This window comes from Nitratireductor basaltis (genome assembly GCF_000733725.1).
Taxonomy (GTDB): Bacteria; Pseudomonadota; Alphaproteobacteria; order Rhizobiales; family Rhizobiaceae; genus Chelativorans; species Chelativorans basaltis.
Genome location: NZ_JMQM01000001.1, coordinates 208,158 through 233,331 on the forward strand (window position 1 = coordinate 208,158; position 25,174 = coordinate 233,331).

Annotated in this window: 29 protein-coding genes; 4 read left to right on the forward strand and 25 right to left on the reverse strand. The window is 60.0% G+C overall.

What is annotated here, in order from left to right; genetic code table 11:
* Positions 1–9: 9 nt before the first annotated feature.
* The 25 genes from EL18_RS00950 to EL18_RS01070 all read right to left on the reverse strand — a co-directional run bounded on the left by EL18_RS00950 (position 10) and on the right by EL18_RS01070 (position 21,741).
* Positions 10–681, reverse strand: a complete 672-nt coding sequence (locus EL18_RS00950) for a response regulator transcription factor (protein ID WP_036478830.1) — start codon at positions 679–681, stop codon at positions 10–12.
* Between the two features lie 135 nt (positions 682–816).
* Positions 817–1,368, reverse strand: a complete 552-nt coding sequence (locus EL18_RS00955; protein WP_036478832.1) for a transglycosylase SLT domain-containing protein — start codon at positions 1,366–1,368, stop codon at positions 817–819.
* A complete protein-coding gene (gene fliK, locus EL18_RS00960) occupies positions 1,337–2,629 on the reverse strand; it encodes a flagellar hook-length control protein FliK (protein WP_036478834.1) in 1,293 nt (430 codons plus the stop codon). The genes EL18_RS00955 and fliK overlap by 32 nt, the downstream gene beginning before the upstream one ends.
* Positions 2,626–3,855: a hypothetical protein gene (locus EL18_RS00965; protein WP_036478836.1), complete on the reverse strand. Its 1,230-nt coding sequence runs from the start codon at positions 3,853–3,855 to the stop codon at positions 2,626–2,628. Before EL18_RS00965 ends, fliK begins: the two co-directional genes overlap by 4 nt.
* On the reverse strand, positions 3,855–5,171 hold the full coding sequence (locus EL18_RS00970) for a MotB family protein (protein WP_036478838.1): 1,317 nt from the start codon (positions 5,169–5,171) through the stop codon (positions 3,855–3,857). Before EL18_RS00970 ends, EL18_RS00965 begins: the two co-directional genes overlap by 1 nt.
* The gene (locus tag EL18_RS00975; protein WP_036478840.1) at positions 5,168–5,785 is read right to left on the reverse strand and encodes a hypothetical protein; all 618 of its coding nucleotides are present in this window, start codon (positions 5,783–5,785) and stop codon (positions 5,168–5,170) included. The genes EL18_RS00970 and EL18_RS00975 overlap by 4 nt, the downstream gene beginning before the upstream one ends.
* Positions 5,785–7,434: a flagellar basal-body MS-ring/collar protein FliF gene (fliF, locus tag EL18_RS00980; RefSeq protein ID WP_036478842.1), complete on the reverse strand. Its 1,650-nt coding sequence runs from the start codon at positions 7,432–7,434 to the stop codon at positions 5,785–5,787. Before fliF ends, EL18_RS00975 begins: the two co-directional genes overlap by 1 nt.
* 120 nt (positions 7,435–7,554) lie before the next feature.
* Positions 7,555–8,427 (reverse strand): flagellin N-terminal helical domain-containing protein, encoded by an 873-nt coding sequence (locus EL18_RS00985; RefSeq protein WP_036478844.1) that lies wholly within the window; start codon positions 8,425–8,427, stop codon positions 7,555–7,557.
* A gap of 181 nt (positions 8,428–8,608) precedes the next feature.
* Positions 8,609–9,529: a flagellin N-terminal helical domain-containing protein gene (locus EL18_RS00990; protein ID WP_036478845.1), complete on the reverse strand. Its 921-nt coding sequence runs from the start codon at positions 9,527–9,529 to the stop codon at positions 8,609–8,611.
* 260 nt (positions 9,530–9,789) lie between these two features.
* On the reverse strand, positions 9,790–10,704 hold the full coding sequence (locus EL18_RS00995; protein WP_036478847.1) for a flagellin N-terminal helical domain-containing protein: 915 nt from the start codon (positions 10,702–10,704) through the stop codon (positions 9,790–9,792).
* A gap of 273 nt (positions 10,705–10,977) precedes the next feature.
* The gene (locus tag EL18_RS01000) at positions 10,978–11,886 is read right to left on the reverse strand and encodes a flagellin N-terminal helical domain-containing protein (protein WP_036478854.1); all 909 of its coding nucleotides are present in this window, start codon (positions 11,884–11,886) and stop codon (positions 10,978–10,980) included.
* A gap of 168 nt (positions 11,887–12,054) precedes the next feature.
* Positions 12,055–12,792 (reverse strand): flagellar type III secretion system pore protein FliP, encoded by a 738-nt coding sequence (gene fliP / locus EL18_RS01005; protein ID WP_036478856.1) that lies wholly within the window; start codon positions 12,790–12,792, stop codon positions 12,055–12,057.
* Complete coding sequence (locus EL18_RS01010) at positions 12,789–13,295, reverse strand: flagellar basal body-associated FliL family protein (RefSeq protein ID WP_036478859.1); 507 nt, start codon at positions 13,293–13,295, stop codon at positions 12,789–12,791. Before EL18_RS01010 ends, fliP begins: the two co-directional genes overlap by 4 nt.
* Positions 13,296–13,310: 15 nt before the next feature.
* On the reverse strand, positions 13,311–14,018 hold the full coding sequence (gene flgH / locus EL18_RS01015) for a flagellar basal body L-ring protein FlgH (RefSeq protein WP_200875520.1): 708 nt from the start codon (positions 14,016–14,018) through the stop codon (positions 13,311–13,313).
* Positions 14,018–14,518 (reverse strand): MotE family protein, encoded by a 501-nt coding sequence (locus EL18_RS01020; protein ID WP_036478864.1) that lies wholly within the window; start codon positions 14,516–14,518, stop codon positions 14,018–14,020. The genes flgH and EL18_RS01020 overlap by 1 nt, the downstream gene beginning before the upstream one ends.
* Positions 14,519–14,529: 11 nt before the next feature.
* Complete coding sequence (locus EL18_RS01025; RefSeq protein WP_051914126.1) at positions 14,530–15,597, reverse strand: flagellar basal body P-ring protein FlgI; 1,068 nt, start codon at positions 15,595–15,597, stop codon at positions 14,530–14,532.
* Between the two features lie 149 nt (positions 15,598–15,746).
* On the reverse strand, positions 15,747–16,232 hold the full coding sequence (flgA, locus tag EL18_RS01030; RefSeq protein ID WP_036478868.1) for a flagellar basal body P-ring formation chaperone FlgA: 486 nt from the start codon (positions 16,230–16,232) through the stop codon (positions 15,747–15,749).
* A 16-nt stretch (positions 16,233–16,248) separates the two neighbouring features.
* Entirely contained in the window at positions 16,249–17,037 is a 789-nt protein-coding gene (gene flgG / locus EL18_RS01035) for a flagellar basal-body rod protein FlgG (protein WP_036478870.1), read from the reverse strand.
* A gap of 14 nt (positions 17,038–17,051) precedes the next feature.
* Positions 17,052–17,363, reverse strand: coding sequence for a flagellar hook-basal body complex protein FliE (gene fliE / locus EL18_RS01040; RefSeq protein ID WP_051913627.1), 312 nt, complete (start codon positions 17,361–17,363; stop codon positions 17,052–17,054).
* Positions 17,363–17,779 (reverse strand): flagellar basal body rod protein FlgC, encoded by a 417-nt coding sequence (flgC, locus tag EL18_RS01045; RefSeq protein WP_036478873.1) that lies wholly within the window; start codon positions 17,777–17,779, stop codon positions 17,363–17,365. The genes fliE and flgC overlap by 1 nt, the downstream gene beginning before the upstream one ends.
* 8 nt (positions 17,780–17,787) lie before the next feature.
* Complete coding sequence (gene flgB, locus EL18_RS01050) at positions 17,788–18,165, reverse strand: flagellar basal body rod protein FlgB (RefSeq protein ID WP_036478882.1); 378 nt, start codon at positions 18,163–18,165, stop codon at positions 17,788–17,790.
* An 83-nt stretch (positions 18,166–18,248) separates the two neighbouring features.
* Positions 18,249–18,845 (reverse strand): hypothetical protein, encoded by a 597-nt coding sequence (locus EL18_RS01055; RefSeq protein WP_051913628.1) that lies wholly within the window; start codon positions 18,843–18,845, stop codon positions 18,249–18,251.
* Positions 18,842–20,239 (reverse strand): flagellar protein export ATPase FliI, encoded by a 1,398-nt coding sequence (gene fliI, locus EL18_RS01060; protein WP_036478884.1) that lies wholly within the window; start codon positions 20,237–20,239, stop codon positions 18,842–18,844. Before fliI ends, EL18_RS01055 begins: the two co-directional genes overlap by 4 nt.
* Positions 20,239–20,958 (reverse strand): flagellar basal-body rod protein FlgF, encoded by a 720-nt coding sequence (gene flgF, locus EL18_RS01065; RefSeq protein ID WP_036478886.1) that lies wholly within the window; start codon positions 20,956–20,958, stop codon positions 20,239–20,241. The genes fliI and flgF overlap by 1 nt, the downstream gene beginning before the upstream one ends.
* A gap of 9 nt (positions 20,959–20,967) precedes the next feature.
* A complete protein-coding gene (locus tag EL18_RS01070; RefSeq protein WP_036483608.1) occupies positions 20,968–21,741 on the reverse strand; it encodes a DUF1217 domain-containing protein in 774 nt (257 codons plus the stop codon).
* Between the two features lie 154 nt (positions 21,742–21,895).
* Here EL18_RS01070 and motA point away from each other — a divergent pair, with 154 nt between their 5' ends.
* Genes motA through EL18_RS01090 form a run of 4 tightly spaced genes read left to right on the forward strand, consistent with a single transcriptional unit; the run spans position 21,896 to position 25,171 of the window.
* The gene (gene motA, locus EL18_RS01075) at positions 21,896–22,780 is read left to right on the forward strand and encodes a flagellar motor stator protein MotA (RefSeq protein ID WP_036478890.1); all 885 of its coding nucleotides are present in this window, start codon (positions 21,896–21,898) and stop codon (positions 22,778–22,780) included.
* Between the two features lie 8 nt (positions 22,781–22,788).
* Positions 22,789–23,727 carry a FliM/FliN family flagellar motor switch protein gene (locus EL18_RS01080; RefSeq protein ID WP_036478892.1) on the forward strand — a complete coding sequence of 313 codons (939 nt, stop codon included), beginning with the start codon at positions 22,789–22,791 and terminating at the stop codon, positions 23,725–23,727.
* Positions 23,728–23,753: 26 nt separating this feature from the next.
* The gene (gene fliN, locus EL18_RS01085) at positions 23,754–24,131 is read left to right on the forward strand and encodes a flagellar motor switch protein FliN (protein WP_036483610.1); all 378 of its coding nucleotides are present in this window, start codon (positions 23,754–23,756) and stop codon (positions 24,129–24,131) included.
* Between the two features lie 32 nt (positions 24,132–24,163).
* On the forward strand, positions 24,164–25,171 hold the full coding sequence (locus tag EL18_RS01090; RefSeq protein ID WP_036478895.1) for a flagellar motor switch protein FliG: 1,008 nt from the start codon (positions 24,164–24,166) through the stop codon (positions 25,169–25,171).
* Positions 25,172–25,174: the final 3 nt, after the last annotated feature.

A 25,174-nucleotide genomic window follows, 5' to 3' on the forward strand; every position in this document is an offset into this window, starting at 1 on the left:
CTTCTCGTGCTATTCCACCAGCCGGTAGCCGAGGTAGCGTTTTGAATCGATTGGATCGAATCCCAGCCGGGCGCGCAGCTTCTTGCGAAGCTTGGAAATGTGGCTTTCAACCACGTTCTCTTCGACTTCCTCGTCGAAAATGCCGTAGATCGCATTGAAGATCTGCGACTTGGTCACGCGACGCGAGGCGTTGCTCGCCAGATATTCCAGGATGCGGCGTTCCCTGCGCGGTAGCGGCAGCGGCTCGCCATCGATCTCGGGGTCGCGGCCATCGGCAAAGATGCGCATCGGTCCGATCTGGGTGAAGCTTGGCTGCTGCTGGGCGACGCGGCGACTGATGGCGGTGATGCGTGCGAGGATCTCGCGAACATGCACCGGCTTGCGAACCACATCGTCAACACCTGCTTCAAACAGGCGCAGCGTATCTTCCAGCGACTGCTGTTCGGCCAGTGCTATGACGGGAGCGTTCGAACGCTCGCGGATGCGTTTGGCGGGCATGTCGACTTCGCTGCATTGTCCAAGCAGGAACGCGCTGACGGCCTTCAGGTCGTCATCTGCCGCACTGTCTACCCATTCACCAAACTCGCCCGGACCAAATCCCGCCGTAGCCACACCTTCGCGGCCAAAAAGAGAATTATACCCCTGGGTTACAAGTTCACGCTCGTCCACCACAACGATCATGAAGAGCCCCCTTCCGAATCACTTGTTAACCAAGAAGTAACCGGTGGGCGGAATCGCTGACAACATATATTTTCAATTATAAATATTTCAGGAGCAGCTGTGACTCATCTGCACAGTTGTCCTGACTGACAACACTCACTGGTTGCAGAAGGTCCGCGCGCCTGGTGTCCATTCACCGAAGCCCGTTGCAACCATATTGGCGATCACCCGGCACAGATATCGCTTCTGGGCGGGGTCGTTGTTCGGGCCGGCGTGATACCGCGCGACTGCCATGGACCAGCTTTCATGACGCGCCTTCAATTGTTTCAGGAATCGGGCGGCATATTCCACATTCGTGTGTGGATCCAGCATGGCTGCCACATCGTCGAATCTGGACGCGTGATAGTGATGATTGATTTGCATGCAGCCGAGATCGATAAGTTTGCGTCCTTCGGCACGGGCACGCTTGAAAGCCTGCAGTGCTTCTTCCTTCGATGATCCGTAGAAGGTCTGACCCTCGATATTGAGGGCATAGGGCTGAAGGCTGCCTTTCACGCCTGTTTCCGTCAGGCCTACAGCATAGAGAATTCCTGGCGGAATCGCATATTTCTCAGCAGCGGCAAGTATTTCTGCTTCGCATGGATTTGAAGCGGACAACGCTGCTGAAGCGTGGATGCTAAATATACAGGCTGTCAGTATCCGCAGCATTGTTCTGTTGGTTTTGCGCGCTGGCCCCGCCACGGCCTGAACCGCCTGGATCATTGCTCGACCCGCCCTTGTTTTGCGAGCCTGAACGGCCATCTGATGCGGCCTGTTCGAAGCCGTTTTCGCGTCCATGCGATCCGTAGTTCTGGGAGGTGGCGGAGTGGCTGTTGGCGTTTTGCTGAATGGTTATGCGGTCTATGTCATAGCCGAGCGATCGCAGGGCTTTTGCTATCGTGTCTCCGTCCACGGAAAGCTTGTTTCGAGCAGCCTCGGTTTCAACCTGAATTTCAACGGTAAGTTGATCTCCGCTTCCTTTCAGGATTGCGGTGACATTGCCAAGCTCGGCCGGACGCAGCTGGATCTTAATTGTGTGCAAGATGTCAGGGGTACTTGAATTCGCCCTAAAAATTTCTCTAGGGGCTGACGAAGCAGCAGCCTGGAATGCCTTGTCGCCGGAAAGTGCCGATGTCACCTGGTCGGCGATTGGTGAGGGAGCATGGGATGTGCCCGCGATAGGTTGCGGGGAAGACGTCACGCTTACGGTCTTGAAGACGTTTTGAGCATGCTCGTCACGCCGACCGCCGCGCCCCATCTCGCTGCCCTGATCCTGCGAATTCGCATCGGCAGCCTTCATCAAGACGGAACGGTCCGTCGCCGGTGTTGCCGGCCTGGCAGTCTCCGTCTCGCTTTTTAGTGACTGCGCCGGAATGGCGGACTGCTTTTCAGCAGTGCCTACGGTCTCCGATCTGCCTGGTTCGGTCCCGGCGGAATTCACCGTCTGGGACGAGAAAGGTGCAGTCGTTACGACGGGTTCGTCAGTGACATCTTCCGGTGTCTCCTGATCAACAGATAGAGCCTTGGCAGCATCTGTCCCAGGATTGGCATTCTGAACAGGTTTGGCAACCGGGAGCTCGGATAGTTCCGATCCAGCTTCACCTTCATCTTCGGCAAGAGCGTCCGGATCGCTCGTTGCAGCAGGACTGGCGGACAAAGTGATCCTGGCTAAAGGCTCCGGCGCGGAGACACCCTCCAATCCGGTTGAGAGCCTGCCCAGAATATCGTTGAGCTTCGTCGGACCTGCAACTTTCTCACCGGTTTCACCGGCGGGAAACTTGAGTGCGGTATCCTGATCCTGCTTCGCACCGAATTGCAGCGCGTTTTGGAACAGCTCCTTGGCACCGTCGCCATCGATGTTTTTTGCAAGGCTTGTCTTGTCGCCTTTCGCGGGCAGACCGCCAAGGAGCGTGGACATGAGCGCGTTCATCGTTTTTCCTCCAGAAGCCGGTCAATGGCTTCGAGCTTTTTACGAGCATCCTGCAGATATGTGCCTTCGGCATCGGGTGCGGTTGGCGCAGTGGCAGAGGCGGGCACAAGGCTTGCCTCGTCATTCTCGTCCATCTGCGCCGGCTGCGGCGCCATGCTTGCTTCGACAGTGATGACCGGAGGTTCGATAACGCTGCGTGCGATTGCCTTGGCAGCCCGAAGCAGTTCCTTGTCACTTGCAGACAGGCGCTTCTCGTCAATCGACTGCAGCGTCGCAAGAACCTCGTTCACGTTTTCCTTGGTAACCGAGGCTGCGCTTTCATAGAGGATCGCGCGCGGGTCCTGCGGTTGAGGCTTGCCGGGATCACTCGGCTTCTTTTCCGCCTGTTCGGATGCGAATGCGAGCAGACCTTCATGACCGTCGATGGCTGCCTGACGGGCAATGCGCAAATAAATCACGCGGGCTTGCTCATTGCTCATTCGGTCGGCGATCTGGGCAACTTCCTCCAGATCGATGCGGTCGCGCATGGCCACGATACCGGCCACCAGGCTTTCGGCGAACTGACTTGCATAGGGCGAATGGATGAAGCGGCTGACATATTGTCGTGCGGCGCGCGCAAAACGCTCCGCGTCGCCGAGAATGGCGGTAGCATCCAGCGTGCGGCGAAGTGCGGCTTCCTCGAGAAGCGTGCCCGGTGCCATGAGACGCGTCTGATCGAACAGTTCCAGCGCGCGTTGGGGCGTGTCGCGCATCAGAAGGGACCCGGCGACAAGGCCCAGTGGCGCGCCAACCGCATTGGGAAGATCCAGCGGATTGACGCCGCCAAGCGCAGCGCGGGCGCGGTTAGGATCTCCAAGCGCATAGCTCAGGAGCCCGTCGCCGATAGTGCGCAAGTCGCCTTCGAGGCTGAGCGTGGCAAAAACCTCGCGGATTGTTGCCGGATTGCCGCCACTCGAGGCATAGGCCAGCAAGGCGTTCAGATTGCGCGCATCGTCATAGGCTTCGCGCGGTGCATCGCGCAGCCGTGCATCGATGATGTTCAGTAGCTTGGTCTGCATGGGAAGTGCTGCATGATCGCCGTCGGCGATCCTGTCCTGCACGACCTGCAGCGAGCGCATCATCTGGTATGGCTCAAGCCCAGCGGCTTTGACAGGCAGGCTGGCTGCGAGCGCTGCCAAGCCCACAGTGCCAATTATCGCTGCAATGCGCCCGGCACGCTGCGGCATCAATCAACCTCCAGGAAGATGTCGATGCGTCGGTTGGCGTCCGCATAAGGATCATCAGGCAGCTTCAACTTGCGATCGGCAAAACCCGCGACTTCGGCTATGCGGTCTTCGGGCACACCGCCGCGTATAAGCATATATTGGGCCGCATGGGCGCGTGCGGTTGAAAGCCGCCAGTTGTCATAGTCGCCTCCCTCGAAGGGGCGGGCGTCGGTGTGGCCATGGACACGGATCGAACCGCCCTGTGCGGCCAGCGTGCGGCCAATCTTTTCCATCGCCGTGACGAGACTGCGCTGCGGCACTGCCGAGCCGATATCGAACATGGCTTCGCGCAGGTCATCGGTTACGGAAATCTGTACGCCCTGCTGGCCAGCGGTCACCGAGACGGAGGCGGCCAGGCCTTCGCCCTGCAGGGCCTGCGCGATCTGCTCACGCATACGTGCTGCCGCTTCCTGCACTTCCGCGTCAGGGGAAGGTTCCGGCTGCACCGGTTCTGCAGCTTCAGGAGCCGGTTGGGGATCAGGCTGGGCAACGGGCTCCAGCGGCTGCAGTTCCGCCACTTCACGGCGAACAGGTGCGGGCGCGGGTTCATCAGGCATGCTGCTGTCCGCGCCTTCGGTGCGTTCGACCTGTCCATCTTCGGCAAGCTCGAATTGACCCGTCTCGATCGCGCGCTGGTCTGCACCTGATGGCTGTTGGCGTGCATTGTCCGGGTCGCCCTCAACGCCGATCTTCGGCTCGGCAACCTGCTGCGACCAGAAATCGGGTGCAAAGGGATCGCGATAGGCCTCGCCGCCGGAGGCGCCGGATGAGGGGCCGGAAGTCTGTGCGCCGCCTTCACCCTTGGCCGAGATGTTCTGCTCGCGGCCAACATCCGCTGCGATTTCCGCCAGAACGGCATAGGGATTGGCGAAGAAATTCTCGTCTGAAAATTTCTGGACCTCGGACATTTCGGTCGCGTTCTTGAAATCCGCGGGGCCGGATGTCTTCTCATTCCGGCCAGCAGGTGCCGCGCTGCCGTCTTCCACCTCTTCATTGGTAGAGGTCGATTGCGGCCCCTGACCGATTTCCTCAAGACCCTTGCGATTGGTGTTGCGGTCGATCAGTTTGACGGGATTGAAATAGCTGGCGAGTGCCGCACGCGTTTCCTCATTGGAGGCATTGATCAGCCACATGACGAGAAAGAAGCACATCATCGCGGTCATGAAGTCGGCGAATGCGATCTTCCATGCGCCGCCGTGATGACCGTCGTCCTCGTCATCGCCCCCGCGCCGGACGATGATGATTTCCTGCGGGCGTTCGGTGTCTTCTGCGCTCATGCCAAAAGCTCCGAAAGCTGGCGCGACCATTCATATAGCCGGGTTTCGAGAAGGCTTTCGTTGATCTCAGCGGAAAGCTCAGGATTTGTGGTTTCGATCAGTTCGAACTGATGCGCACGATCTCCCAGACGCCCGCGCAAAGCTTCGAGCATCACCGCGTTGCCTTCGATGCGTATGCGCAGCGTTTCCTCGTCCTTCAGCGCGTCTTGCAGCCGGGCAGTGAATTCTTCCAGTGCCTTTTGCTGCAGTTTTTCCGTCAGCGCCAATCCGAGAACGCGCGCGGTCATCTCGCCTGCGGCATCCATGACGCGCTGCTCGGATGTCTGCAGGCTGTTGATCAGCGCAATGGCCATTTTCGCGCCAAGCTGCTGCTGGAGAGACAGGATCTCTTCTTCGTGATGCGCGCGTATGGCAGCCAGTTCTGCCTGATGCCTGTCGGTCAGTTCCGCGATTGCTTCTTCACGCGCCTTGGCCGTGGCTTCTTCGATCCGCCGTTCCGCGACTGCTGCATCATTGCGCTGAGGTTGTTGAGCTCTGGGTGCAGGCGCGCGCGGGGTGACCGGTATCGCATGCGCAAAGTCAGGCAGCGCATCTGCCAGGGTTGGAAAAGCCATCAGCCAAGCGCCTCGCTCTCAGCACGTGACCATTTGCGCAGGATCTCTGCGGTTCGCTCTTCGGAGAGATCGACCATGCGCGCCAGGCGGTCCTGCGGGGCGGGACGCAACTTCAATGGCTCGCTACCGTCCTCGTCTTCCTCATGCTCGGAATAGGCCTGCTCGATTCCTGCTCCACCAGCAGCAGGAATCTGCGGTGCCCCGGACTGTCCCGGCAAGGCCGCCTGCATCTGGGAAGCTTCCTGGTTGGCGGTTGCAGTTCCAAGCAGCGCCTGGCTCATGGGCTTCAGGCCGAACCATGTCACGAGGAAAGCAACCAGCACGAAGGCTGCGGCATTGATGACCGTGCCGACATGGGTGGAGAGCTTGTCCATGATGCCGGGCTCGGCAATCTCCACACCGTCAAGGCCGTCTATGAACTCGACTGCAGCCACCTTGATGACGTCGCCGCGCGTTTCGTCATATCCCGTGGCCGATGCCACGACTGACTGGATTTCGGCGATGCGCTCATTCACCTGATCGGTGGTCGCGTTTTCGCCGAGAAGGCTCTTGATGCGTGCCTCATTCACGACAACGGCGATGGAAAGCTTGGTTACCTCGTAGCCATTGCTGGTGGTTGCGACACGCTTGGTGTTGAGTTCGTAATTCGTCGTTTCCTCACGACGCTCGCTTTCTTCGGACGAACGCGGGCGATCCGGTGCGGCGGGTTCCTCCTGGGGCAGATTCTGCAGAACCGTTGTCGGGCTGGTTGCCGTCTCCTGCGATGCATTCTCACTGGAGCGCACGACCTGCACCGAGCGCTCGACGCGCGAATCCGGATCGAAGATGACTTCTTCCACCTGGCGGGCGTCGGTGTTCACATTGGCCTTGACGCTCGCGCGGAAATTGTCGGGCCCGAGATAGGGCGCAAGGGCGCGGCGGATGTTTTCTTCAACCTGTCCTTCAACCGTACGCTCAATGCCGATGGAGCGTTGGGCGGAGTTGTTGGCCGGGTCATCGCCCGCAGCGAGCAGCGTGCCGGAAGAATCCAGAACGGTGACTTTTTCAGCATTAAGGCCCGGGACGGCAGCAGAAACCAGATAGCGGATCGAAGCGGCCTTCTCCGTGCCGTCGACGCCTTGCGCACGAATGACGACGGAGGCGGAAGGCTCCTGCTCCTCACGGCGGAAATTTCCGCGGTCGGGCATGACGATGTGAACGCGTGCGGCCTTGATGCCGGCAATGGACTGGATCGTTCGGGCGATTTCGCCTTCAAGGGCGCGAACGCGGGTCACTTCCTGCATGAATGTGGTCAGACCCAGCGAGCCGACATTGTCGAAGAGCTCGTAGCCTGCATTCGTGGAGCTTGGCAGACCCTTCTCGGCGAGCAGCATGCGTGCGCGGGCAGTGGTGCCGGCTGGTACCAGCACGGATGTGCCATTGGAATCCACGTCGAAGGAAATTCCGGACTCGTTCAGGACAAGGCCGATCTGGTTCACGTCGGAACGTTCCAGCCCGACATAGAGCGTCTCATAGGCTGGCTTGTTGAGATAGATGGCTCCGGTGACGATCAGGCCCATGACAAGCGCGAACATGCCGCCCATCATCATCAGGCGGCGCGGTCCCAGAGTTTTCAGGTTCTCGACTACGGTCTGCAGTTGCTCAGGCAAAAGTCTACAAGCTCCCCGGCAGGTTACGGATGGACCATAGGTGCTGAAGCTTGTGCGAAAATGTAATGGGCCGCCCGGTATGGGGCGGCCCATTCAGAAAACTGGAAGGTGGGGGAGGGCCTAGCCCTGGAACAGCGACAGGATGCTCTGTGCGTTCTGGTTCGCGATGGAAAGCGCCTGAATGCCAAGCTGCTGCTGCACCTGAAGCGCCTGAAGACGAGTGGATTCCTCGTTCATGTCCGCATCTACAAGCTGACCGACACCGCGTTCGATCGAGTCCATCAGGTTCGAGATGAAATCCGTCTGGAGATCGAGGCGGGTCTTTGCTGCACCCAGCTCTGCTGCAGCATTGGCCATTGCGCTCATGGCAGCTTCGACATCGGTCAGGAAGCCGTCGATGGTGGCATCGGTGGCGCCATCGACGTCGATGGCCATGATATCAGTGGTGATTGTGGTGCCAGTGGCGCCATCGGCACTGAAAAGTCGAATATTGGTATTGGCGATGGTGATCGAGCTGACGGATACCGTACCGTCGGATGCGCGATTGTAGCCCGCGACAATTTCAAGATCAGCCGTGGAATCGGTCGCCAGGATATTGGTTCCCGCATAGCTGGCGCCAATCGCCGCGCTGCGGATATGCTCCTGAAGGACAGCGATCTCGGACTGGATCTTCTTCTGGTTCTCGCCGCTTGCACCGCGCGCGCTCAGAACCTTCGACTTGATCTCGTCGACCTGGTCGATGATGTTGCTCATCGCGGTATAGGCCGTGTCGATCTTGCCCGCACCCAGACCAAGCGAATCCTGGACGGCGGAGAGTGCCTTGTTGTCGGAGCGCATGGTTGTCGCGATCGACCAGTAGGCGGCATTGTCGCTGGCCTCGGCGACGCGGTAGCCGGTCGAGATACGACCCTGCGTGACATCCAGCGCCTTGTTGGTCATCTTCAGGCTTTGAAGCGCAACCATTGCGGATGCGTTTGTCATGATGCTCGACACGTGTCTGCCCCTTTAACCCCGGTTCCGTTTCAAAGGCAGCGTTAGAATCAAAGCAACCTTTGGTTAAGCTTAGTTAAGAAACCTATGGTTAACGAGGGGTTAACGAGCATTAACGAAAAATGCCGCCCGGTTACCCGGACGGCCTCTTTCAATCATGTTGCCAGTTGCCCGGCTCAACTCATTAGCGGAACAGCGAAAGGATGTTCTGCGAGTTGGAATTGGCGATGGAGAGCGCCTGCGTGCCAAGCTGCTGCTGAACCTGCAGAGCGGAAAGGCGAGCGGACTCTTCATTCATATCTGCGTCAACAAGCGTGCCAACGCCGCGGTCGATCGCATCGGACAGCTTGGAGACGAACTCCTTCTGCAGGTCGATACGCGACTTTGCGGCACCGAGCGAAGCAGCGCCGGTGGCCATGTCGCCGAGCGCGGTTTCGATGTCGGTCAGCAGGTTGTTGAACTGGGCATCTTCCGTAGCACCCGTCACGCCTGCCAGTGTGGAGACGTTGAGCGTGAGAACGGAAACGGCAGAGGCAGTACCTGCACCGTCCAGAATGCCAGCGTCTGCAGCATTCGTGTCGATCAGGCGCACGTCGTCATAGGCGACGTCGATGGTGCCGGTGGTCACGGCGCCGGTCGAGTCACGATTGTAGGACGAAATGACGCTGAGGTCGGTCGCGGCCGCGGTGGAATCCGTCTGCAGCAGGTTCTGGCCGGCATAGGAAGCGCTTGCAACGCTGTCGGTCAGGTGCGACTGAAGAGCTGAAATTTCCGACTGGATCTTGGCGCGGTCCTCCGTGCTTGCGGATTTTGCAAGCAGAACCTTTTCCTTGATCTGGTCAACAACGCCGATGGCGTCGTTCATGGCGGTGTAGGCGGTGTCGATCTTGCCCGCACCCAGGCCCATTGCGTCCTGAACGACCGAGTTGGCCTTGTTGTCCGACTTCATGGTCGTGGCAATCGACCAGTAGGCGGCATTGTCAGAGGCCTCTGCGACGCGCAGACCGGTCGAAATGCGCGACTGGGTCGTCGCCATGTTCTTGGAGATGGTGTTGAGGGTCTGCAGCGCGGTCATCGCCGACGCATTGGTGTTGATGCTAGCCATTTTGGCATACGTCCTTTTACTGAAACAAACAGGACATACCGGGCCGTCCGGTTTGACGAAGAAGGCATCATGCCTATGACAGCTGGGTCACCTCGTCATGCAGGAGCACTTTGCGGGCAAGTTCCTATCAAAGTGCTAACATACGAAAACTATTAGATTTTTCCCGTTATAGGCGAGTTGAATGCAACCGTGTGATAAGGTTGGAGAACGAAAAAAGGGCCGCTGATGCGGCCCTTTTGAACATGTTGTGGCTGCTCCGATCAACGGAAGAGCGACAGGACGTTCTGCGCGTTCGAATTGGCGATGGAAAGCGCCTGAACACCAAGCTGCTGCTGAACCTGCAGAGCGGAAAGGCGAGCGGACTCTTCATTCATGTCTGCGTCAACCAGCGTGCCGACACCGCGGTCGATCGCATCGGAGAGCTTCGAGACGAACTCCTTCTGCAGGTCGATACGGGACTTTGCAGCGCCCAGCGAGGCTGCGCCGGTTGCCATGTCGCTGAGTGCGGATTCAACGCCCGTCAGCATCTCGTCAAAATCGGTGCTGTCGAGATTTGCCGCCGTTACGTCGAGCGTCAGGACCGACTGCGTGACTGCGCCGGTACCGGTGGTGGTGAAGGTCGTGTCCAGAATGCCGGTGTTACCAGCCGAATCGATCAGGCGGACATCGGAGAGCGTCACATCGATCGTGCCGGTGGTCACGGCACCGGAGGAGTCGCGATTGTATGACGAGATGACGGACATGCTCGTGCCGGCTGCAGGATCCGTGTTGAGAATGTTCTCGCCGGCGTAGGATGCGCTGCCGATGGAGTCGGTCAGGTGTGACTGAAGCGCGGAAATTTCCGTCTGGATCTTGGCGCGGTCCTCGGTGCTTGCGGATTTTGCAAGCAGAACCTTTTCCTTGATCTGGTCAACAACGCCGATGGCATCGTTCATGGCGGTGTAGGCAGTGTCAATCTTGCCCGCACCCAGGCCCATTGCGTCCTGAACGACCGAGTTCGCCTTGTTGTCCGATCTCATGGTCGTGGCAATCGACCAGTAGGCGGCATTGTCAGAAGCGTCCGCAACGCGCAGGCCCGTCGAAATGCGCGACTGGGTGGTCGCCATGTTCTTGGAGATGGTGTTGAGGGTCTGCAGCGCGGTCATCGCCGACGCATTGGTGTTGATGCTAGCCATTTTGGCATACGTCCTTTTACTGAAACAAACAGGACATACCGGGCTGTCCGGTTTGACAGGGAAGGCATCATGCCCTGACCGTTCATGGGGTCACCTGCCATGCGGGACTCAACGTGATGGTCTATTCCTACCAAAACCTGAATCGCTGTGCAGTCGGCACCGGTCAGGCCGCCTCGCGCGTCAGAAGCTGCCTTCTTGATTAACAGATTGCTAAAAAAGGAAGGGGCCGCCAGACGGCAGCCCCCTCGAATGTTCCAGCTGTGGCTGTTCCGATTAACGGAAGAGCGAGAGGATATTCTGCGAGTTGGAGTTTGCGATGGAGAGCGCCTGAACGCCGAGCTGCTGCTGAACCTGCAGAGCGGAAAGGCGTGCGGACTCTTCATTCATGTCGGCGTCGACGAGCTGGCCTACACCACGGTCGATGGCGTCGGAGAGCTTTGACACGAACTCTTTCTGCAGATCGATGCGCGACTTGGCTGCACCGAGCTCGGCAGCACCGGTTGCCATGTCGCTGAGTGCAGCTTCGACGATGGTGAGCATATCGTCGAAGTCGGCGGACTGGTGGGTTGCCGTGGTGACATCAAGCGTCAGTACGGAGACGTTGCCAGAGTTGGTGGTTGCGGTCTCAAGGTCCAGGATGCCGGTGTTGCCAGTGGTATCGATGAGGCGGACATTGGCCAGTGCAACGTCGATGGTGCCGGTGGTCACGGCGCCGGCGGCAGATCGATTATAGGAAGAGATCACGCTCAGGTTGCCGGCGCCACCTGGATCCGTCTGCAGCAGGTTGGAGCCAGCGTAGGATGCGCTGCCGATGGAGTCGGTCAGGTGCGACTGAAGGGCGTCAATTTCGGACTGGATCTTGGCGCGGTCTTCCGTGCTTGCGGATTTCGCAAGCAGAACCTTTTCCTTGATCTGGTCAACAACGCCGATGGCGTCGTTCATGGCGGTGTAAGCGGTGTCCACCTTGCCTGCGCCGAGGCCCATTGCGTCCTGAACGACGGAATTGGCCTTGTTGTCTGACCTCATGGTCGTTGCGATCGACCAGTAGGCGGCATTGTCGGAGGCTTCCGCAACGCGCAGACCCGTCGAAATGCGCGACTGGGTTGTCGCCATGTTCTTGGAGATGGTGTTGAGGGTCTGCAGCGCGGTCATCGCCGATGCATTGGTGTTGATGCTAGCCATTTGGCATGTGTCCTTGAAACAAAAAACAAACAGGACATACCGGGCCGTCCGGTTCGGCGGAGAGGCATCATGCCGTGAACAGCTGGTTGTGTTCACCCCGCCGAGCTGGACTTATGGTTAAGCTCGAATTACTACCAAATGGCTAACTTTAGGTTGTTTTGTGCAACCTCACGCGAAGGAGCGCACCAAGCTTCCGACAAGCAGGTTCCAGCCGTCGATCAGCACGAAGAACAGAAGCTTGAAGGGCAGCGACACCACGGTCGGCGGCAGCATCATCATGCCCATGGACATGGTGATGGTCGCCACGATCAGGTCGATCACGAGAAATGGCAGGACGATCAGAAAGCCTATCTCGAATCCGCGCCTGATTTCGGAGATCATGAAGGCGGGAATGAGCACGCGCAGATCCGCGTTCTCGGCCGTCACATCAACCTCGCCGCGCTCGAGAGCGAGGTCGGCGAAAAGGGCGAAGTCCTTTTCACGCACATTGTTGACCATGAAGGCGCGGAACGGGTCGGAGATGCGCTCCAGCGCGACTTCCTCGGTGATCTCATTGTTCATCAGCGGCTGCAAACCTTCATTCCATGCACGGTCGAAGGTCGGCGCCATGACGTAGAAGGTCATGAACAGCGCAAGGCTGATAAGGATGAGATTGGCCGGAGTGGTGGGCAGTCCCATGCCGGTGCGCAGGATGGAGAAGGCAATGACGAAGCGTGTGAAGCTCGTCACCATGATCAGGATGCCGGGTGCGATGGATAGCACGGTAAGCAGGCCGAACATCTGGATGATGTAGCCGACGGTCGTGCCGTCCGCGTCACCCGCCAAAGCGCCGAAGTCGAGCGCCTGCGCAAAGGCAGTATCAGCTGCCACCAGCAGCGGCAGCGTCACAAGGAATACGCGCGTCATTCGAAGAGGAATGTGCTTACCAGCACATCCTTCACCTTACCGTTCGCGCGGATATTGGCGCGCTCGAGGAGATCAGCCTTTACATGCTGGAACCCGCTTGGACTTTCGATCTGACGAAGCTTCAGGGTGCGCAGATAGGCCACAAGGTCCTGATGAATGACCAGCGGCATGACCGGATCGGTGGCGTCTGCCATCAGGAGCTGAAGCTCGGTGCGCAGCCAGACCTCGCTTGGTTCTGCCAGATTGATCGTGATGGGATCGATTGGGACGAGGACAGGTGCCATGGCCTCTTCGGGGGCTGCGCCATCCTCGGCTTCAGCTTTCTCCTGGGGCTTCACACCGGCGGGTGTGTCGTCCTTGATCACCGGCTGAAGATCTTGCAGATACCCGCCTGCAAACCACCCGCTGCCGGCAGCAGCTGCGGTAAGCACAGCAAGCAGGCCAAGCTGCACGACCATTGACGGTCCGGATTTCTTTTCAGTCGTTTCAGCCACGAGTGCCATTATCCATCATCGTCATCAGAAGGGCAGGACGCGGTCCAGGAATTGCTGCCCATAGGGTGGCTCCTGAACCTCTGAAATGCGTCCGCGCCCACCATAGGAAATGCGCGCTTCGGCAATGCGGTCGTAGGAGATCGTGTTGTTCGGTCCGATATCCATGGGGCGCGCAATGCCGGCTATGGTGAGAACGCGAAGCTCGGAATTCACGCGGACTTCCTGCGTGCCGGAAATGCGCATATTGCCATTCGGCAGGCGCTCGGTGACGACTGCTGCCACGGTCAGGTTGATCGCTTCGGACCGCTCGGTCGCGCCTGCACCTGTGGTCGAGGTGCCCGATCCGATCTCACCTTCGGCAGAACCGGAGGAGCCAGCGCCGCCAACCGCGAATGATCCTGCCAGACCGAGGTTGCGGCTGGCATTGCGTGAACGTTCGGATTCGTTCTTGAAGCGCGCGCGGTCATTGATGGAGATCTGCACCGTGAGGATATCGCCCACCTCAAGCGCGCGCGGGTCCGTGAAGAGGCGGCTTTGGCGGTCAGTCCAAAGCGAATAGCGGCTGACCGGCGCAGCAGGCTCTTGCGGGTAATGATATGCCGGCAGGCTGGTTGGCTCCGCACCCGCACCAACGGGCGAGAGTGCGGGCGGCTGACCGAGCTCATGGGTAACCTGCGAACAGGCGGAGAGCGCGATGGTCGCGAGGACTGCCAGATTGCGCGGCTTGAACATCATGAGGGGTCTTTCGGGCGGGCTGCACTTGCGATGATCGTGGTGAGCGTCGCGGCAGCCTTGCTGTTCATTTCGTTGAGGATAACGCCGGCAATCCGCGGCTCGAGCTTCATGAGAATGGCGGCGGCCAGATCGGAGCTGACTTCAGACAGGCGTTCGGCGGCCGCGTCGGGACGCATGCTGGCATAGATTGCAACGAGACCTTCCTCGGCCTTGGCGAGAAAGACCTCGCGACGTGTAAGCCATTCCTCATATTCCGCGCGCTTGTCTTCGAGAGCGACGATGCGCTCATCCACATCGCTGCGCAGCTTGTTCAACTCCATCGTCTGCAGCGCGTAGCGGCGGTCGCGGGCAGCGTCCGCTATGTTGGAGCAGAAGCGCGCAATCTCGTCCTGATTGGCTTCCGAAAGGTTGGGCTGGGCAAAGGCCGCTGGCACGCTGAGCGCCGAAAGGCCGGTGGCGAGGGCGAGGAATGCGGCTGCGAGGCGGTTCATCTTCATTGGCCTTTTTCCTACTGGAGCACCAGTTCGGCCTGCAGGGCGCCTGCGGACTTGATGCCCTGGAGGATTGCGATGATGCCGTCAGGCTTCACGCCCAGGCGGTTCAAGCCCTGAACAAGGGTCTGAAGGTCCGGCCCATCCAGCACGGCCACGCGCGCGTCGGGTTGATCGGCCTGGATCGCGGTGAAGGGCTCGACGGCAGTCTCGCCGTCGGAGAAGGGCAGCGGCTGCACGACCTGCGGCATTTCGGTGATGCGCACGGTCAGCGCGCCGTGGCTGATCGCGACACGGGAGATACGGACATCCTGACCGATGACGACGGTGCCTGTGCGTTCGTCCACGACAACACGGGCAGGCGCATCAGATTCGACAATCAGGTTCTCGATCTCGGCATAAAAGCGTGCTGCCGATATTCCTGAAGGACGGTGGATCACCACGGTGCGGGCGTCCTTCTCGTTCGCCAGACGCTTGCCGAAATGCTGCGCGGTGTAGGCGTTGATGGCATCGGCAATGCGCACGGCGGTTGAGAAGTCCGGATTGCGAAGCTGCAGTGTGAGGCTTGCGATATCGGAAAGCTGCGCATCGACACTGCGCTCGATGATCGCACCATTGGGCACGCGGCCAGCGGTCGGTACACCCTGGGTGAGTGTTTCTGCCTGACCTTCAGCCGAGAAGCCGGAGACGATGACCGGTCCCTGGGATACGGCGTATATCTCGCCATCGGCAGCGCGCAGCGGCGTCATGACCAGCGTGCCGCCGGCAAGCGAGGTGGCATCGCCAAGCGAGGAAACCGTCACGTCGATGCGCGCACCCGATTGAACGAAGGGCGGCAGGTTTGCGGTGACGATGACTGCGGCAACATTCTTCGCGCGGGCCGTTCCACCTTCCGAGGCGATGCCGAGATTTTCCAGCATGGCGCGGATCGACTGCTCGGTAAAAGGCGAATTGCGCAGGCTGTCGCCCGTGCCTTTCAGGCCGATCACGAGGCCGTAACCGACAAGCTGGTTATCGCGGGAGGCCTGAAGCTGGGCAATGTCCTTGATGCGCGACATGGCACCGATGCCCCGGCCAGCCATCATGTAGCGGTCCGAACCTTCGCCGCCGCCATAGGTGACATGGGATGCGGAGCCCGGCTGGCCGTCATAGCCGACTACCGTTGGCTCGAGATCGGCAGCGTTCACGCCTGCGCCAAACAGCGTTGCGGCAAGGAGGAGGGCGAGGCGGCGCATCATGATGCCAGCACCCGGACTGAGCCATCCTGCATCACGATTCCTGAAAAGACCGCGCCGGAATCCACGTTGCGCAGCTTGATCACGTCACCAGCAGCGCCTGGCTGCAGCGGTACGGCCATCAGCGAAATCTGCAATGCGCCTTGTGCGAAGAGCACCGTTACCGCCGAGCCTGTCTCGACCAGATGCGGCTTGCGCACCGCAGAGGTCATGATCATGCGGCCGGGAAGAAGCGTGCGCTTGGCAACCAGCCCCTCGATCTCATCGGGAGAGCGGACGACTGATGTGCCGCCGCGCAACTGGCGACGAAGCTCGACCTCGTCAAGTGCGTCTGCGGTCACCGTCTGACCGGGATAGATGACACGATTGGGCACCACGACCATTTCCTGCGCATTGGCAGGCACGGCACCTGCAAGTGCAGCAAAAAGGGGCAGGGCTGCTGCCAGCCCTGCCAGTACGGTCCGCCGCTTGAAAAAGGTGCCCATGATGCTCACCGCAGTGTTACCTCAAGGATTGGGTGACGGTGGTGGCCATTTCGTCGGCCGCCTTGATGACTTTCGAATTCATCTCATAGGCGCGCTGCGCCGAGATCAGCTCGGTGATTTCCTTCACCGGATCAACGTTGGAATCTTCCAGGTAACCTTGTTCCACTGTCGCGAAACCGGGGTCACCAGGCACACCGAAATTGGCCGCGCCTGAGGCCGTCGTCTCGCGGAAGAGGTTGTCGCCCATGGGCGCGAGGCCCGCTTCGTTGGCGAAGGTTGCAAGTGTCAGCTGCCCGAGATCCTGCAGGTTCGCCTGTCCTTCCATCCGCGCGAAGATCTGGCCGGACTTGTTGACGATGACCTCGATCGCATCTTCGGGGATGACGATGGCCGGTGTGACGGGGAAGCCGTCTACGGTTACCAACTGGCCTTCGGCATTGGTATTGAAAGCGCCTGCGCGAGAGTAGAGCTGCTCGCCGTCAGCGCCTTCGATGGCGAACCAGCCCTTGCCGACAAGCGCGAGGTCCAGCTTGTTGCCCGTATTGGTGAGCGAACCCTGGATGTGAACATTGCGCACGGCCGAGGTTTTCACGCCAAGTCCGACCTGCGCACCTTCGGGAACGATATTTGCGTTTGCCTGGTTGGGAACGCCCTGCAGACGCTCGGCCTGATAGAGAAGATCGGAGAATTCGGCACGTGCACGCTTGAAGCCGGTCGTGTTGATGTTCGCGATGTTGTTCGCAATAACTTCAAGGTTAAGCTGCTGTGCACTCATGCCGGTTGCGGCGATGGAGAGGGCCTTCATCGGATTGTCCTTCTTCAGATCGCCATGCGGCTGACTTCGAGATATGCGGTGACGATCTTGTCGCGTATGGCGATAGCTGCCTGAAGCGATTGCTCGGCGCTCATGACCGCGTCGACGACTTCACGTGTATCGGCCTCGCCCTGGATGGCTTTGACCGACATCAGTTCGGCGCCTTCGAGCTTGGAGACCGTGCTGGTGGCGAAATTCGAAAGCATGGTCGAGAAAGCTTCTCCTGCAGGAGCAGTGGCCTGGCTTGGCTGGCTGTCATCCAGGCTGTTCTGTCCAAGGCTTGTGAGGCGGCCGAGTTCGCCGATACCGGAAATCATCACGTGCTCCGCAGAAGATCGATGGTCATGGAAATGAGTTCGCGCGCCTGCTTCATCACCTGCAGGTTGGCTTCGTAGCCGCGATTGGCCTCGCGCATGTCGGCCATCTCAACGAGCATGTTGACGTTCGGCATCTTCACATAGCCGTTCTCGTCAGCCGCTTCGTGGCCGGGCTGGTATTCCAGCGGAAACGCGGTGCTGTCGCGCGCGATGGCCGAGATGTTGACCATGCTGCCGCCGGACTCGCGGTCGAGTTCAGCTGCGAAGCTGATCGTCTTGCGCTGGTAGGGGTCGCCGCCGGGAATGTCGCTGGTCGATTGCGCATTTGCGAGGTTCTCCGACACAACGCGCATGCGTTCGGATTGTGCGCCAAGACCGGTGCCGGCCACCTTTACTGCTGTTGTCAGTGCGTCCATGGCGTCAATCAGCTCCGGGTCGTCATCATCATCATGCGGTGAAAGGCCTTCACGATGGCCGTGTTGAGCTCGAAGGTCCGCTTGATCTCGCCCGACTTCACCAGCTCCTCTTCAAGCACCACGCTGTTCTCGGACGGCAAGAGCTTCGGATCGTCCGCTTCGTTCATGTCGAAGGACGCTGGCGTAGTGCCGTAAGCCTGGTGGGATGCATTGGTGGACTGCAGGGCGACACGGGTGTTGTTGAGCACGTTCTCGAACGGCTCGACGTCCATGGCCTTGTATTCCGGTGTGTGGATATTGGCGATATTGCCTGCAACGGCCGCCTGTCTGGCCGAAAGCCACTTGGCTTGGCGTGTAGCCAGATCAAACAGATTTACGGGTTCCATCACGACTCTCACATTGGGTTCGTGAGGAACCTACAACCCCGAACTTGCGTCAGCCTTGCGGCGCGCAAGTTTTGATTAACCATTCAGGGTGTGAGCGGGATTTCCTTGTTTGACGAGGTGACCAAAACCCATTCATCCCCGCGTCTTTCGATGGATGAGACTTTGGAGCCGTCCGGCAATTTCGAGCCGCGCTGTACAATCCAGAAGCCAGCGTCATCCTCGATCATTGCCCGGCCGTGGGCCGCGTGAACGAGGCGGAAGGTGATGGCGTCACCTGGAAAGGGCTGGCGTGAGAGCTTGGCCGGGACTACCGGCTCGTCAGGGACATTGCCGGTTGCAAGAAAATCGAGACCCGGCGCGTCCATCGAGAGCGGCAGGCGCATACCGGTGAGATCAGGTGCCTCGCCCTTGATTGCAGTGAGATCGTTCCTGCCTTCGAATTGTAATGGCCTGATGCCGAACTTTTCCTGGTTGAAGAAAATGTACCAGGGAAACAACGCGCAGGTGAGTGCGAGGCCAAGACCTCCGAAGGCGAATGCAAGATCGCTTGTGCCCTTGCGTGCAATCCGGTCGCGCAGCCAGCTTCTGGCAACTGGCGCAGCTTCCGTTGCCTGCGGAGCAGGATCGTCCTCGACCGGAGTTTCGTCGGGCAGCACAAGACCTGCAAGCTTCTGGTTCATTGCTGGTTCTCCCGTGCCTTGAGCATGTTGGCGAGTTCGCCGAAGGGATCTGAGGAGGGGCGGTCTGCAGGCGATTGCCTGAGCACGTCATAGATCGCGGGTACCTGGCGCACGGCCAGTTCCAGTCCCGGGTCCGCGCCTGCCTGAAAACCGCCGAGGAGGCGGATGTCGCGGGTTTCCTCAAAGCGGGCGATCATGGCCTTGAGCTTCTGGATGAGCTTGCGCTTGTCGTCGCTCCAGGCGCGATCTGCCAGGCGTGAGATGGATGCGAGCGGGTCGACGGGCGGATAGCGCCCCTGTTCCGCGATGGCGCGATCAAGAACGATGTGGCCGTCCAGAATGCCGCGCACGCAGTCAGCCACCGGATCGTTGTGGTCATCACCATCGACCAGAACGGAAAGTATGGCGGTTATCGCGCCACTGCCTGCTTCGCCCGGTCCCGCGCGTTCCAGAAGCTTCGGCATATCGGTGAAGACGGAGGAGGGATAGCCGCGGGCCACGGGAGCTTCGCCCGCACCCGTGGCGACCTCGCGGCTGGCATGGGCGAAACGGGTGATTGAATCGAGAACGAGCAGAACCTGCTCGCCGCGGTCGCGGAAACATTCGGCAACCCGCATGGCCGTATCCGCCGCACGCCTTCGCATCATGGCGCTTTCGTCGCTGGTGGCGACGACCGCGATTGTTTTCTTCATACCTTCAGGACCGATCGTGTCCTCAAGGAATTCGCGCACCTCGCGACCGCGCTCGCCGATCATCGCCACGACAACCGTATCGAAGGCTTCGGCGCGTGCGAGCATGGCGAGCAGCGTTGACTTGCCCACACCTGAGCCGGCGAAGATGCCAAGACGCTGGCCGTGGCAGAGTGGCGTGAACATGTCGATGACACGCACGCCCGTCAGAAAGGGGCTCGCCACACGCTGGCGCGATAGAGGAGCCGGCGCTCCGCCTTTTGCACGCAGATGTGCGGGGCGGATCAGCGGCGGGCCGCTGTCGATGGGTTCAGCCAGCGCGTTCACCACCCGCCCGCGCCAGCTTTCATGTGCGGTGACGTGGAACGGGCCTTCGTTGAAGACCTTCTGGCCAAGGCTTGCCTGCATATCCTGTTCGAACGGGGAAACGAGAACGTCCTGCGCGCCTATGCGAATGATTTCGCCGCGGTGCCGGCGGCCACCATGCTCGAATGCAACAATGTCACCCAGCTTCGCCGCACCCGACATGCCGCGCACGCGAAACTGCGTTGGCATGACTTCGCTGATGCGCCCGCCGGTTCGCACAAGCCTTTCGGGCTGCTGGAAACGCTCGAAGAGATGTTCAAGCGCTGCCAGCTTGTGAGAGCGAAGCGGTGCGGGGCCAGCAACGGGTGCTTCAGGCGGTGCAGCCGGAACGTCTTGCATCAGGAGCCCATGGCCTTGATGGCGTCTTTGAGCGATGTGTCGCTGTCACGCATCAGTGTCGAGACCTGGTCGAAAGCGCGCTGAACCTGGATCAGGCGCATCATCTCGTGCATCGGGTCGACATTCGAGTTCTCGACAAAGCCCTGCTTCACGCCAACCTCCGGCTGATCAACTACAGGCTGGGGTTGGTTGTCGGGAATGAAGCCGGAATTGCCAAAGCGCGTGGCAGTGGGGCCGGGCGCATAGGCATAGAGGCCGATGGCGCCCACCAGATTGCCGTTCTGGCGCAATGTACCGTCACCACCTGCTTCAGGAGGCCCGGCATTGGGATCAAGCACGAGCGGTGCGCCACCTGCATCCAGAACCGGATAGCCCTGCAAGGTGACCAGTTCACCCGTGTCAAGCAGCGTGAAGCGCCCGTCGCGGGTCATCACCACGCCGGACGGGGTGTCGATCCCGAACCAGGCGTCACCACGCACCGCGAAGTCGAACGGATTGCCCGTTTCCTCAAATGCACCCGAACGTGTGTCATAGCTCGTCTCGCCCGATGAGACGAAGCTGACGGCCTCGTTGGTCAGGCCGGTCATCACGTCGTCAAAGGTGATGCCGCCTGCACGAAAGCCGACGGTACCGGCATTGGCAACATTGTCTGCAAGGGTGGTGAGACGGCGCTCCAGCGCCATCTGTGCGGAAAGGGATACGTAAAGACCTGTCTGCATGAACTCGCTCTATTTGCGCATCTGCGCGATGGTCAGAAGCATGTCTGTGGAGATGCCGAACTCGGCAGGCTGGCTGAACAGCGCGGCGATGGAGGTGTTCTGCGTGTAGCTGGGATTGTTGATCTCCCAGAGCGTGGCAAAACGCTGGAGGAACTCGTCGACCTTTTCGGGATCCTGAAAATCCTCGATATCGATGCGGTCCTTGAACATCTCGACCTGCTTGTCGATATCGGCCTGTGCCAGGGACTCGGGAAAACCCAAGGCAGTGCGCACCACCTTGCCAAGGGCAGGGTCTGCGAGAACTTCATAGAAATTCTTTATGCCTGAGGCCTTGCGTTCGAAATATAGCGCCAACCGCACACCTTCATTGTTCTCGCCTGCGTCCTCTTCGAGCGTCTGGCGGAGATATTTGTCGATGGTGCCCGTGGTGGGGCTGTAGAAGCTGGTTGTTGCCTCGCCGTCTCGGGCGAAATTGAAGGTCTTCACAAATTCCTTGTACCGCTTGTCGGTCAGGCTGTTCGCAAAGCTGTCGGGATCGTCGATCCCGCCTTCCAGTGCCTTGACCATGAAGGCCTTGGCGTAGGCCATGTCCGACAGGCCATGCGCCTTCATGGCGTAATTGAAGAGCCGCGTGTCCTCGACGAACTCCTCGATGCTTTTGATGTTGCCGATATTTTCGCGGTAATATTCGGTCTCGCGACTGACCAGTGGCTGGGCCTCAACCCGCTTGATGGAAGTCGCGATGTCGCGCGATATCAGTTGGTAGCTCAAAAGAGTGTTCATGGTCTGCCGCTCCCGCTTGGGTGAGCGCGACATTAGGATTCATGCCTTGCGCGAGGCTTTCGCCGCGCAATCGGGCAAATCGTCCATCTAACAAGCCTCACGCAAGCCACGCGCGCTACTCAGGTCTGCAACAAAACGAAAGTGCAGGTGCGTCGTGAGCATTCTCATCGGACTGGTAGTAACACTTGGTTGCGTCCTTGGCGGCTTCATGGCCATGGGCGGCAAGGTGTCCGTTCTGGCCCAGCCGTGGGAATTCGTGATCATCTGCGGCGCAGCGCTTGGCACTTTCCTTGTCGCCAATCCGATGGCAACGGTGAAGGATACCGGCAAGGCCTGCATGGAAGCGCTGAAGCAGAAGGTGCCCAAGCAGACGGAGTATCTGGAAACGCTCGGCGTTCTGCACAGCCTGATGCGCGAGCTGCGCTCCAAGTCGCGGGCCGAGGTGGAAGCTCATATCGACAACCCGGAAGAGTCTGCCATCTTCCAGGCCTTTCCGACGGTGATGGCCAACAAGGATCTGACCAACTTCATCTGTGACTATTGCCGCATCATCATCATTGGCAATGCGCGTCCCTTCGAAATCGAGGCGCTGATGGATGAGGAAATCCAGACCATCCGCCGCGACAAGCTGAAGCCTTATCAGGCCCTGCAGGGTGTGGCCGACGGACTGCCGGCGCTTGGCATCGTTGCCGCCGTGCTTGGCGTCATCAAGGCCATGGGCGCGCTGGACCAGTCGCCGGAAATCCTGGGCGCGCTGGTTGGTGCGGCGCTCGTGGGCACCTTTGTCGGCATCTTCATGTCCTATGCCGTGGTCGGGCCGATCGCCACGAAGATCAAGATCGTGCGCGAGAAGAACAATCGCATGTATGTCATCGTGAAGCAGACGCTGCTGGCCTATATGAACGGCTCGCTTCCGCAGGTGGCGCTGGAATTCGGGCGCAAGACCATCTCGGCCTATGACCGTCCGTCCATTGATGCGGTGGAAGAGAACACGATGAATACCGGCGGTGCCGCCGGTGCCGAAAAGCAGGCGGCTTGAGCGTGGTCATGAGCGAAGCGGCGGAAAATCCCGAGCTGATGCGCAAGCTGATCGTGGAGCGCCTGGTAGGGGCGACCGGCGATCCGCGCAAGGTCTGTGATGCGGCACGGGCGGTGGCCATGCGCGCCCTGCCCAATCTCATCGACGTTTTCCGCGACAAGCTCTCGATGCCCATGGCGATCGACGTCGCCAGCGTGGATATCGTGCGGCTGGCGGAAGTGAAACCGGAACGGGACAGCTTCGACGTGCTGGTGGTCGTTCCCGCCTATACATCCCGGGATGCTCTCACCATGCGGCTTGATCCGCAGGCGCTGTCTCTTCTTGTTTCAAGCTTTTTCGGTGGCGACCCCGACATTCCGCCCCCTCCGATCAAGCGTGCCCCGTCGAAGATCGAACGGGATGTCGCCTCCATGGTGTTCGAAGCCTTCGCCCATGCGATGAATGGTGAAGGCGTGCGCGCCTTGGGCCTGAAATATTCGGCCGCGACCGTGCTTTCCGGCGAAACCGATTTCAAGCGTTTCGTGGTGCGCGATGGCCCGGGTGTGAAGATCACCTTCACGCTGGGCGCGGGCGAAACTACGGGCGAACTGACCGCGTTCTTTCCCCAGCGCGTGCTCATGGAGACGCGGGTGCAGGCGCAGCCGGGTGCCGGCAGCGCAGAAGCAAAAGCCTGGCGCAGCCGCTTCAATGAAGAGGTGATGCGTTCCAAGGTCGAGTTGAAGGCCACCGTTCCGCTGATGAAGGTGCCGCTTGGCGAACTTGCACAGCTACAGGTCGGCCAGGTGCTGGAACTTGACGAGAATGCTCGTTCGGAGACGCGGCTTTCGGCGCGCGACCGGACGGTCTTCCTGTGCGAGTTCGGAAAACTCGGACAACATTACACGGTGCGTGTGCGCCGGCCATTCGACGCGCGCCAGGAGGTCATTGATGGCCTTCTTGCGGGATGAATGGCGGAACAGAAGGAAGTGACAACATGAGCGAACCCCAGGCAGCAGAGACCGCCGGCGGCGAAGAGCATCTCGACCGGGCCATAGAGGAACTGCGGGACGTCCTGCATGACGAAAGCGGGCACGGCGGTAGCGCATCCCTGGGCAAGGGCAATCCCGATCTTGTCATGGGAATTCCGGTGGAGGTCCAGATCGTGCTGGGCTCGGCGGAGATGCCCGTTTCGGATCTGATGGCGCTTCAGAAAGGCTCCACCGTTTCGCTTGACCGACGCATTGGCGAACCGGTCGATATCGTCGTCAATGGACGGCGTATCGCCCGCGGCGAGATCACGCTCCTGGAGAGTGATCCCAGCCGTTTCGGCGTGAAGCTTACCGAAATCGCCGGCCAGACGGCCAAGAGCTGACTTCTCTACAAACCTGCGCGAGGCATCTGACCATGGGCGTTCCAATGAAGCTCACCCAGCCGCAAAAAGCGGCAGCGATACTGGTGGCGATGGGCAAACCGTCGGCGGGCAGGCTATTGAAGTTCTTCAAGCAGGAAGAGCTGAAATCCCTTATCGAAGCAGCTCGCATGCTGCGCACGATACCCCAGGCGGATCTCGAGCAGGTGGTTGCCGAGTTCGAAAAGGAATTCACCGTCGGCGCGGGTCTGCTCGATTCCGCTGACAGCATGGACACCATTCTGACCGAGTCGCTTTCGCCGGAAGAGGTCAATGTACTGTTGGGCCGCTCCGAGCCGGCACCCGTCTCCCAGGACGAGGTCTGGGAAGAGCTTGGGCGGCTTGACCCGACGCGCCTGGGGCAGATCCTGTCAGGAGAGCACACGCAAACGGTGGCGGTCGTTCTGGCCAACATTCCGCCGCAGGCCGCCTCACAGGTCATTCTGCTTCTGGACAAATCCATGCGTGGCGACGTGGTCCGTCGCATGGCGACCATGGGGCAGGTGCCTTCCAGTGCACGTGCCGTCATCGAGCGCCGGGTTTCTGAAATCCTGCAGGCTGAAGCCAATGGCAAGGATGCGTCCGCAGGCCATGCACGCGTTGCGAATGTTCTCAACGAGATGGAAAAGGAACAGGTGGACGAGGTCATGGCCGATCTTGAGGCCGCCGGTGCTTCCGATGTCGACGCCATTCGCGCACGTCTGTTCACCTTCGAGGAGATTGTCGTGCTGTCGCAGCGTTCACGCGTAGCGCTCTTCGACGGTCTGCCGACGGATCTCGTTACCATGGCGCTGCGCAAGGCACCTGCCGATCTCAAGGAAGCGGTTCTTTCCGCACTTGGCGCCCGCTCGCGCCGCATGATCGAGGCGGAGCTTGGTGCCGGTGACGATGCCGCACCCGATGACGAGATTTCGCGTGCACGCCGCCGTATCGCTTCCACTGCCGTGCAGCTTGCGCAGCAGGGCACGGTGGAGCTTCCCTCCACCCAGTCGCAAGCTGCCTGACGC

Bases quoted from the DNA above. Each gene is read 5' to 3' on its own strand.
- flgA (WP_036478868.1), bottom strand. From the start codon at position 16,232: ATGGGCACCTTTTTCAAGCGGCGGACCGTACTGGCAGGGCTGGCAGCA.
- flgC (WP_036478873.1), bottom strand. From the start codon at position 17,779: ATGGACGCACTGACAACAGCAGTAAAGGTGGCCGGCACCGGTCTTGGC.
- fliP (WP_036478856.1), bottom strand. From the start codon at position 12,792: ATGACGCGCGTATTCCTTGTGACGCTGCCGCTGCTGGTGGCAGCTGAT.
- EL18_RS01020 (WP_036478864.1), bottom strand. From the start codon at position 14,518: ATGAAGATGAACCGCCTCGCAGCCGCATTCCTCGCCCTCGCCACCGGC.
- EL18_RS01010 (WP_036478859.1), bottom strand. From the start codon at position 13,295: ATGGCACTCGTGGCTGAAACGACTGAAAAGAAATCCGGACCGTCAATG.
- flgB (WP_036478882.1), bottom strand. From the start codon at position 18,165: ATGGAACCCGTAAATCTGTTTGATCTGGCTACACGCCAAGCCAAGTGG.
- EL18_RS00950 (WP_036478830.1), bottom strand. From the start codon at position 681: ATGATCGTTGTGGTGGACGAGCGTGAACTTGTAACCCAGGGGTATAAT.
- flgG (WP_036478870.1), bottom strand. From the start codon at position 17,037: ATGAAGGCCCTCTCCATCGCCGCAACCGGCATGAGTGCACAGCAGCTT.
- EL18_RS01080 (WP_036478892.1), top strand. From the start codon at position 22,789: ATGAGCGAAGCGGCGGAAAATCCCGAGCTGATGCGCAAGCTGATCGTG.
- EL18_RS00965 (WP_036478836.1), bottom strand. From the start codon at position 3,855: ATGCCGCAGCGTGCCGGGCGCATTGCAGCGATAATTGGCACTGTGGGC.
- flgF (WP_036478886.1), bottom strand. From the start codon at position 20,958: ATGCAGACAGGTCTTTACGTATCCCTTTCCGCACAGATGGCGCTGGAG.
- EL18_RS00975 (WP_036478840.1), bottom strand. From the start codon at position 5,785: ATGGCTTTTCCAACCCTGGCAGATGCGCTGCCTGACTTTGCGCATGCG.
- EL18_RS00970 (WP_036478838.1), bottom strand. From the start codon at position 5,171: ATGAGCGCAGAAGACACCGAACGCCCGCAGGAAATCATCATCGTCCGG.
- fliK (WP_036478834.1), bottom strand. From the start codon at position 2,629: ATGAACGCGCTCATGTCCACGCTCCTTGGCGGTCTGCCCGCGAAAGGC.
- EL18_RS01090 (WP_036478895.1), top strand. From the start codon at position 24,164: ATGGGCGTTCCAATGAAGCTCACCCAGCCGCAAAAAGCGGCAGCGATA.
- fliN (WP_036483610.1), top strand. From the start codon at position 23,754: ATGAGCGAACCCCAGGCAGCAGAGACCGCCGGCGGCGAAGAGCATCTC.
- EL18_RS01055 (WP_051913628.1), bottom strand. From the start codon at position 18,845: ATGAACCAGAAGCTTGCAGGTCTTGTGCTGCCCGACGAAACTCCGGTC.
- fliE (WP_051913627.1), bottom strand. From the start codon at position 17,363: ATGATTTCCGGTATCGGCGAACTCGGCCGCCTCACAAGCCTTGGACAG.
- EL18_RS00990 (WP_036478845.1), bottom strand. From the start codon at position 9,529: ATGGCTAGCATCAACACCAATGCGTCGGCGATGACCGCGCTGCAGACC.
- EL18_RS01000 (WP_036478854.1), bottom strand. From the start codon at position 11,886: ATGGCTAGCATCAACACCAATGCATCGGCGATGACCGCGCTGCAGACC.
- flgH (WP_200875520.1), bottom strand. From the start codon at position 14,018: ATGTTCAAGCCGCGCAATCTGGCAGTCCTCGCGACCATCGCGCTCTCC.
- fliI (WP_036478884.1), bottom strand. From the start codon at position 20,239: ATGCAAGACGTTCCGGCTGCACCGCCTGAAGCACCCGTTGCTGGCCCC.
- EL18_RS00955 (WP_036478832.1), bottom strand. From the start codon at position 1,368: ATGCTGCGGATACTGACAGCCTGTATATTTAGCATCCACGCTTCAGCA.
- EL18_RS01070 (WP_036483608.1), bottom strand. From the start codon at position 21,741: ATGAACACTCTTTTGAGCTACCAACTGATATCGCGCGACATCGCGACT.
- EL18_RS00995 (WP_036478847.1), bottom strand. From the start codon at position 10,704: ATGGCTAGCATCAACACCAATGCGTCGGCGATGACCGCGCTGCAGACC.
- EL18_RS01025 (WP_051914126.1), bottom strand. From the start codon at position 15,597: ATGATGGCTGGCCGGGGCATCGGTGCCATGTCGCGCATCAAGGACATT.